Source organism: Pelosinus sp. IPA-1, assembly GCF_030269905.1.
GTDB lineage: Bacteria > Bacillota > Negativicutes > DSM-13327 > DSM-13327 > Pelosinus.
This window is the reverse complement of the sequence record NZ_BSVC01000013.1, coordinates 81331-87911: the sequence shown is the minus strand read 5'-3', so window position 1 is coordinate 87911 and position 6581 is coordinate 81331. Positions and strand designations below refer to the sequence as shown.

Sequence of the window (6581 nt, the reverse complement as noted above, 5' to 3'; positions counted from 1 at the left end):
TTTAGATGGACATCAGCGTGTTCCTGAAGTACTTTTGATGAACTTAGCTATGTGGAATAAATTCTCACCGGCTGATCAAAAGATTATTCAAGATGCCGCTACTGCTTCTGTTACCACAGAAAAGGAAGAATGGGCTAAATATGAGGAAAAATCCAACGCAAAAATTAAAGCTGCTGGCGTTACAATTACTCCTGTTGAGAACGTAGCTGAGTGGCAAGCAGCCGTTAAACCAGTAATTGATAAGAATGGTGCACAATTTAAAGATCTTATTGATTATATACACACTTTAAAGTAATAAAATAGAATATGGAAATATTCAAAGAGGCTATTCACAACTCGTTTGAGTTTTTGTAATAGCCTCTTTTCCGTTACAAGAAGCAGTTCTTTCGCTTCCAACACTGATATACCTTAATCTCCCACATTACCTATGCTTTCTCATAGTCTGAAGTTCTCTAATATACTTTTTAGTACATCCCTTAGTGGTATATTAATGTACTCTTTATTTTGAAATTATTTCTATACCATTTTCAGTTACAAGAACTGTATGTTCCCATTGTGCTGAAAGAGAACCATCAGTTGTAAGAGCCGTCCATCCGTTATTTTCATCTATAAATATTTCATGACTTCCGGCATTTATCATTGGTTCAATTGTAAATACCATGCCAGGAGCTAAAACCATGCCTTTTCCTCTTCTTCCAAAATGAAAAATAAACGGTTCTTCATGAATATCTAACCCAACTCCATGTCCTCCAAATTCTCTAACTACTGAATACCCATTACTTTCCGCATATTCCTGAATTGCTGCTCCAATATCTCCTAAAAATGCCCAAGGTTTAACTACTTCCAATCCTTTATTCAGACATTCTTTAGATACTTGAACCAAATGCTTAGCTTCTTCATTTACTTCACCAATCATAAACATCCTTGATGCATCTGAATAATATCCGTTAAGCTTAGTTGTTGCATCTACGTTTACAATATCTCCATTTTTAAGGATAACATCTTTTCGTGGTATTCCATGACATACCTCATTATTTACTGATACGCAAATACTTTTAGGAAAGCCATCATGATTAAGATCGGCCGGAATTCCACCCTTTGATATTGTATAATCATATGCTAATTTATCTATTTCCTCTGTTGTCATACCTTCTTTGATGTTCTCACTTATTAAGTCTAGAAGACCATTATTAATTTCGGCACTCTTTTTAATTCCTTCAATTTGTTCTTTTGTTTTTATAAGATTTTTCGTTGGTACTATATATCCCTTTCTTTTTAAGTCACTTAACTTTTTATCAAATTCTAAATGACAATTTTTATATTTCAGTCCACTTTTGCACCAACATAAATCATTCCTGTTTAATATCATGATATTACTCCCTATTTTAACTATTTAATTGATCCTCCATGAAAATAACATTCATAAACTTTAATATCATCAAAATATATTTCCTCATATCCTTGAAACCACTTAAATTCTCCATTTATAATACAATGATATTTATTCTGTCCATTTTGATAAATAATAGGACCTCTATATGGATTATCCTCAGTCACCAAACTCAACGCTTTCTTTAAAAAACTACCTGAAAATCTTTCATCCAAAACTCTTCCAGTATAATTCATTGACCAAAATGGAATATCATCTTGCCATAAACCTTCTTCTCCTGAAAATCTTTCTCCACCTAAATAAGTATCAATATATTTTAAGTTTCCCTCTACATATTCTAAGTCATGAGAGTTTGGCCTTGAAGGTTTACACTCTGTCCCCTCTCCAGCATATGTAGATTTTTTGGCCCGGCATAGAAAATCAATTATACTTTCATTTATATTGCTAACTTTATTTTCTTCAATACACAAGCGACAATTTTCTTCATAATCATTAACTAATTTATCAATGCTAACTTTAAAGAAATCACTTAATGCAATTAATCTAGCTATATCAGGATAAGACTGTCCTACTTCCCATTTTGCAACTGACTGTCTTGATATACCTAAGAATTCAGCTAATTTTTCTTGTGATAGACCTTTTGCTTTTCTAAGTGTTTGCAATTGCTCTTGAAAACTCATAGTTTAATCCCTCCTAATATCAGTATACTGACCATATTAGCATGTTTCTACCACTTAAATATAACAAAGTTGACAACCAAAAGTTGCTTTCAGTAAAAAAGTAATTTTAATAGTTTAAAATTTTTATACTCATAGAATTTATTATTAACGTTTTCTTCTTCTTAGCCTCTATTTTATTTTGCTTAGAAGCTAAACTGTTGATGTTGCTTTAATAAATTGTACCTGCTATCATATAATTTGTAACAAAAGTACAAAAATCTATGATAAAAATGAGGGAATAGAATGGCCCCAGATCACACATTGGATGAGCAAGAGCCCAAACATCAGCGACGTGTTCGCTATAAAGGCACTCACCCTAAGAATTTCAAAGAAAAATACAAGGAACTGCAACCAGAGCAATATGCTGATGATGTAGCAAAGATTATCCAGAAGGGCAATACTCCTGCTGGTATGCATATTTCAATCTGTGTTAAAGAGATATTGGAATTCTTACAAATTACACCGGGACAAATCGGATTCGATGCAACACTAGGTTACGGCGGTCATACTTTAGAGATGCTTAAATGTTTGAATTCAAAAGGGCGCTTGTATGCAACGGATGTAGATCCGCTTGAATTACCGCGCACCAAAGAGCGATTAGAGCGTTTGGGTTATGGTCCCGAAATTTTAGAAATCAAGCAAATGAACTTTTCCAAAATAGATCAAATTATTCCCGAATCAGGGCTATTTAATTTTGTATTGGCAGACTTGGGTATTTCCTCTATGCAAATAGACAATCCTGAAAGAGGGTTTTCATTTAAGTATGAAGGGCCATTGGACTTAAGGCTTAATCCGAAAGCAGGTTACTCTGCAGCAAGTCTTTTAAAGAAAATAAAACAAGATGAATTAGAAGATATGTTGATAGAAAATGCTGATGAGCCTCATGCCGAGGTAATCGCTCGTGCTATTACTTCCAATATTAAAAAAGGGACTGTTATATCGACAACAACCGAGCTTCGAAATATCATCACAGATGCTCTGAAATTTGTTCAAAAAGTCACCAAAGATGATATTAAAAAATCCTGTCAACGAACCTTCCAAGCATTGCGAATTGATGTCAATAAGGAGTTTGATGTGCTAGACGAATTCCTAGAAAAACTTCCTAATGCTTTGGCGACCGGGGGACGCGTTGCCATACTTTCATTTCACTCAGGGGAAGATCGTCGCGTTAAAAAATCTTTTAGACAGTTTTTTCGTGAAGGCGTTTATCGTGAAATAGCACCCGATCCGATTCGGGCGTCAGCAGAAGAATGCCATATCAATAGCCGTGCCCGTTCTGCTAAATTACGTTGGGCAATCAAATCATAAAGTGTAATTGACCACCGCACTACATTTGCCTGAAAAGATAAAATTCTTTAACTGGATTTCGCCATGCACGAAATCCAGTTTTTTTATGCGTTTTTTTCGAGCAATTGTCGGTATAGTGATTTAGATACAAATCTCAGGGACGGTTTAGAGTGGCCCCCAAAATCGTCCCCTTGTCTAGACCTGTACCTCTTTTATCCACATTCAAGGATTGCCGTTTCGAACTCACACGACCGATATTGCTATTAACAATCCCTACTAAAATAATGAGTACTCCAATCCACTGAAGCCAGCTCACATGTTCTGCTAACACGAAAGAGGACATTGAAACGGCCATAGGCAGTTCAGATGCTGTCATAATGGTACCGAGTCCCGAACCAACATGTGGCATCCCAATGGAGAACAGGAGAGGCGGAAGAAAAATTCCAAATACACCAAGGACCAATCCGTAAGGAATCAATCTCGCTAATACATTAAAATCAAACAAAAATGTTGGTGGGAATATTATAAAGACGGTTATGACAGCCCCCGTAGAAAGAAGTGCGCTTTTTAAACTAGGAGGAGTTTCTTTTTCAACAGAGCTACTCAAAAAGATGAACGTGGAAAAGGTTAATGCAGCACACAATCCCCAAACAGTTCCTTGCCATGATAGAGCCACTCGTTCCTGAAACAGAATATTTGCAACTAAAATGGAACCAATCAAAAGTATCATGATGGAAATGAGTTTTCTTTGTGTTGGCCTTATCTTCTGGAATAACCACTCAAAAAATGTGCCAATCCAAACAAATTGGAATAAAAAAATAATAGCCAGCGAAGCATTTAGAGTTTGTAGAGATTGATAATAAAATATACCTGTTAATCCAAATGGAATTCCTGATAGAACCAATTTTGAAGTTTGTTTAACAGTTAATTTATTCTTTTTCGTAAATATAACAACGATCCACGTAAGCACAGTTCCGAAAAAATACTGACCTCCAGTTACTTCAGTCACTGTAAAACCTGCAGCATAAGCCAACTTAACAAACGTCGACAATATCCCATAACAGCAGCCTCCAAAGAAAACTAGGAGAGCATAATGCCATAATTTCATAATGATCCTCCTTTTTTGAATAGAAAAAGCCACGCAAATAGCCAACTAGGCATTTGCGTGGCGAAAATAGAAAAGATTTTCTAGAAAAATCCACATCCTAAACCAGGTTTTAGTATTCTGTTTCGACATTTAGTGTAAATCACTCTTTGACAATTGTCAATAACCAAATAATAAGAGTTTTCGTTTTAAAAATTAGCATATATAGAAGCTTTAAGACGCTTTATATCACTCATAGGTGGCAATCCAAACATTCTTGCGTATTCACGACTAAATTGGGTTGGGCTTTCATAACCTACTTTATAAGCTGCATCTGCCGCTTCCAATGTTTGCGAGAGCAAAAGCCGCCTTGCTTCTTGTAATCTAACTTGTTTTTGATATTGTAAGGGACTCATGGCAGTAGCCTTTTTAAAGTAATGGTGCAGTGACGAGGGACTCATATTAATCACCTTGGCTAATTCGTCAATACGCAAGGGTTTTGCAAAATCGTTGTTAATCAGGTTAATGATTTTTGAGATAGCCTGTGCATGGCTGCCTATCACAGCAAATTGTTTCATTATGTATCCAGGTTCATCTTGCAAAATCCTGTAAAGAATTTCTCTAGTGAACAGCGGCGCTAGAGTTGGAATATCACTGGGATTATCTAAGAGACTGACAAGTCTCAATAAGGCATCAAAAAGTGTCGAATTAGCTTTGGTTACAATTAGGCCTCTTTCTAAGTCGGATTTTGAGTCACAAACTTGCTTGGAGCTTTTGATAATATCAAGAATTTGCTCGGAACTAAAACTAAGTCTTATACCCAAATATGGAAATTCGGGAGTAGCTTCAATGATTTGCCCTATAATAGGCAAATGAACGGAAGCTACTAAATAAGAATTAGTATCATATCTATAACTTTCTTTCCCGAGAGTTACGGATTTTGCCCCTTGCAAGATTACACATAAAGACGGTGTATAAATTGCATGTAAGGGTTCTGATATATTAGAAGCACGTATAAAATCTAATGCTGGTATGGACGTTGCTTGAAACCCATCTCTGTCAGTATATCGCTCAACTAGCAAAGCTAACCGTCTTCTCTGACTAACTAAGCTATGGTCTCTTTCATTATAAATTCTAACCATCCCCTTAAATAAAGTATATGTTGCTTTGCAGAATTAGGCAATAATTTAATATTAACAGGCTACCTATTGGAATTACATTTATCTTATAATCAAATCAAAGATAATGCATACCACAAATCATAACATCTAAGAAAGGATGATAGAAATGAAAAATTTAGAAGGAAAAGTAGCAATCGTAACAGGTGCATCTAGAGGAATAGGCAGTGCCATAGCTAAGCAATTAGCAGCCCTAGGCGCGAAGGTCGTCGTAAATTATTCTAGCAGTCCGGAGAAAGCAGCAAAGGTAGTTGAAGAAATTAATAGGTCTGAAGAAAAGGCCATCGCAATTCAAGCAGACGTTAGCAATATAAAAGATGTTGAAGAGTTATTTTTAAAAACCATTAATAAATTTGGCAAAGTAGATATACTAATTAATAATGCCGGTGTAATACTTTATAAAATGCTTGCAGATGTAACAGAAGAAGAATTTGATAGACTTTTTAATATAAACGTAAAAGGAACCTACTTTGCTTGCCAACATGCAATGAAGTTTATGGAAAATAACGGAAGAATTGTGAACTTTTCAACTTCGGTAGTTGGCGGTATGTTTCCAACATACAGCGTTTACGCAGCTACAAAGGGCGCTGTTGAACAAATCACACGGCAATTAGCAAAAGAATTCGGCCCCAAAAAAATTACCATTAATGCCATAGCGCCAGGTCCAGTTAATACTGAACTTTTCAACATTGGTAAGACGGAGCAACAAATTGAAGCTATAAAGCAAATAAATGCCTTTGGTCGTTTAGGTGAGCCAAATGACATTGCAAATGTTATTGAGTTTTTGGTGAGTGATAACGCGCAATGGGTAACTGGTCAAACACTGCGTGTTAATGGCGGATTTATTTGATGTGTCAAGAAAATAGGTCGGTATCAGGCTTGGCTTAAAAGAACGTTTATCAAAAAAGTTACAAACCTGCATT

6 protein-coding genes and 1 pseudogene are annotated in these 6581 nt (G+C 35.7%); 3 read left to right on the top strand and 4 right to left on the bottom strand.

The features are described from left to right. A pseudogene (locus QSJ81_RS23970) lies at window positions 1–295 on the top strand (TRAP transporter substrate-binding protein); the annotation flags it as partial. Window positions 296–499: 204 nt separating this feature from the next. Here QSJ81_RS23970 and QSJ81_RS23965 read toward each other — a convergent pair. Further along, window positions 500–1369, bottom strand: a complete 870-nt coding sequence (locus tag QSJ81_RS23965) for a methionyl aminopeptidase (RefSeq protein WP_285719846.1) — start codon at window positions 1367–1369, stop codon at window positions 500–502. A gap of 20 nt (window positions 1370–1389) precedes the next feature. Continuing rightward, a complete protein-coding gene (locus QSJ81_RS23960; RefSeq protein WP_285719845.1) occupies window positions 1390–2070 on the bottom strand; it encodes a DUF5680 domain-containing protein in 681 nt (226 codons plus the stop codon). A gap of 282 nt (window positions 2071–2352) precedes the next feature. Here QSJ81_RS23960 and rsmH point away from each other — a divergent pair, with 282 nt between their 5' ends. Further along, a complete protein-coding gene (rsmH, locus tag QSJ81_RS23955; protein ID WP_285719844.1) occupies window positions 2353–3417 on the top strand; it encodes a 16S rRNA (cytosine(1402)-N(4))-methyltransferase RsmH in 1065 nt (354 codons plus the stop codon). 133 nt (window positions 3418–3550) lie between these two features. On the opposite strand, the gene QSJ81_RS23950 is transcribed toward rsmH, so the two are convergent. Both QSJ81_RS23950 and QSJ81_RS23945 read right to left on the bottom strand, forming a co-directional pair. Further along, window positions 3551–4504, bottom strand: a complete 954-nt coding sequence (locus tag QSJ81_RS23950; protein WP_285719843.1) for an EamA family transporter — start codon at window positions 4502–4504, stop codon at window positions 3551–3553. A 185-nt stretch (window positions 4505–4689) separates the two neighbouring features. Then, window positions 4690–5622: an AraC family transcriptional regulator gene (locus QSJ81_RS23945; RefSeq protein ID WP_285719842.1), complete on the bottom strand. Its 933-nt coding sequence runs from the start codon at window positions 5620–5622 to the stop codon at window positions 4690–4692. A 145-nt stretch (window positions 5623–5767) separates the two neighbouring features. Between QSJ81_RS23945 and QSJ81_RS23940 the strand changes: the two genes are divergently transcribed. Then, complete coding sequence (locus QSJ81_RS23940; RefSeq protein WP_285719841.1) at window positions 5768–6508, top strand: SDR family oxidoreductase; 741 nt, start codon at window positions 5768–5770, stop codon at window positions 6506–6508. The last annotated feature ends 73 nt before the right edge of the window (window positions 6509–6581 follow it).

Bases quoted from the DNA above. Each gene is read 5' to 3' on its own strand.
- QSJ81_RS23965 (WP_285719846.1), bottom strand. From the start codon at position 1,369: ATGATATTAAACAGGAATGATTTATGTTGGTGCAAAAGTGGACTGAAA.
- QSJ81_RS23960 (WP_285719845.1), bottom strand. From the start codon at position 2,070: ATGAGTTTTCAAGAGCAATTGCAAACACTTAGAAAAGCAAAAGGTCTA.
- rsmH (WP_285719844.1), top strand. From the start codon at position 2,353: ATGGCCCCAGATCACACATTGGATGAGCAAGAGCCCAAACATCAGCGA.
- QSJ81_RS23950 (WP_285719843.1), bottom strand. From the start codon at position 4,504: ATGAAATTATGGCATTATGCTCTCCTAGTTTTCTTTGGAGGCTGCTGT.
- QSJ81_RS23945 (WP_285719842.1), bottom strand. From the start codon at position 5,622: ATGGTTAGAATTTATAATGAAAGAGACCATAGCTTAGTTAGTCAGAGA.
- QSJ81_RS23940 (WP_285719841.1), top strand. From the start codon at position 5,768: ATGAAAAATTTAGAAGGAAAAGTAGCAATCGTAACAGGTGCATCTAGA.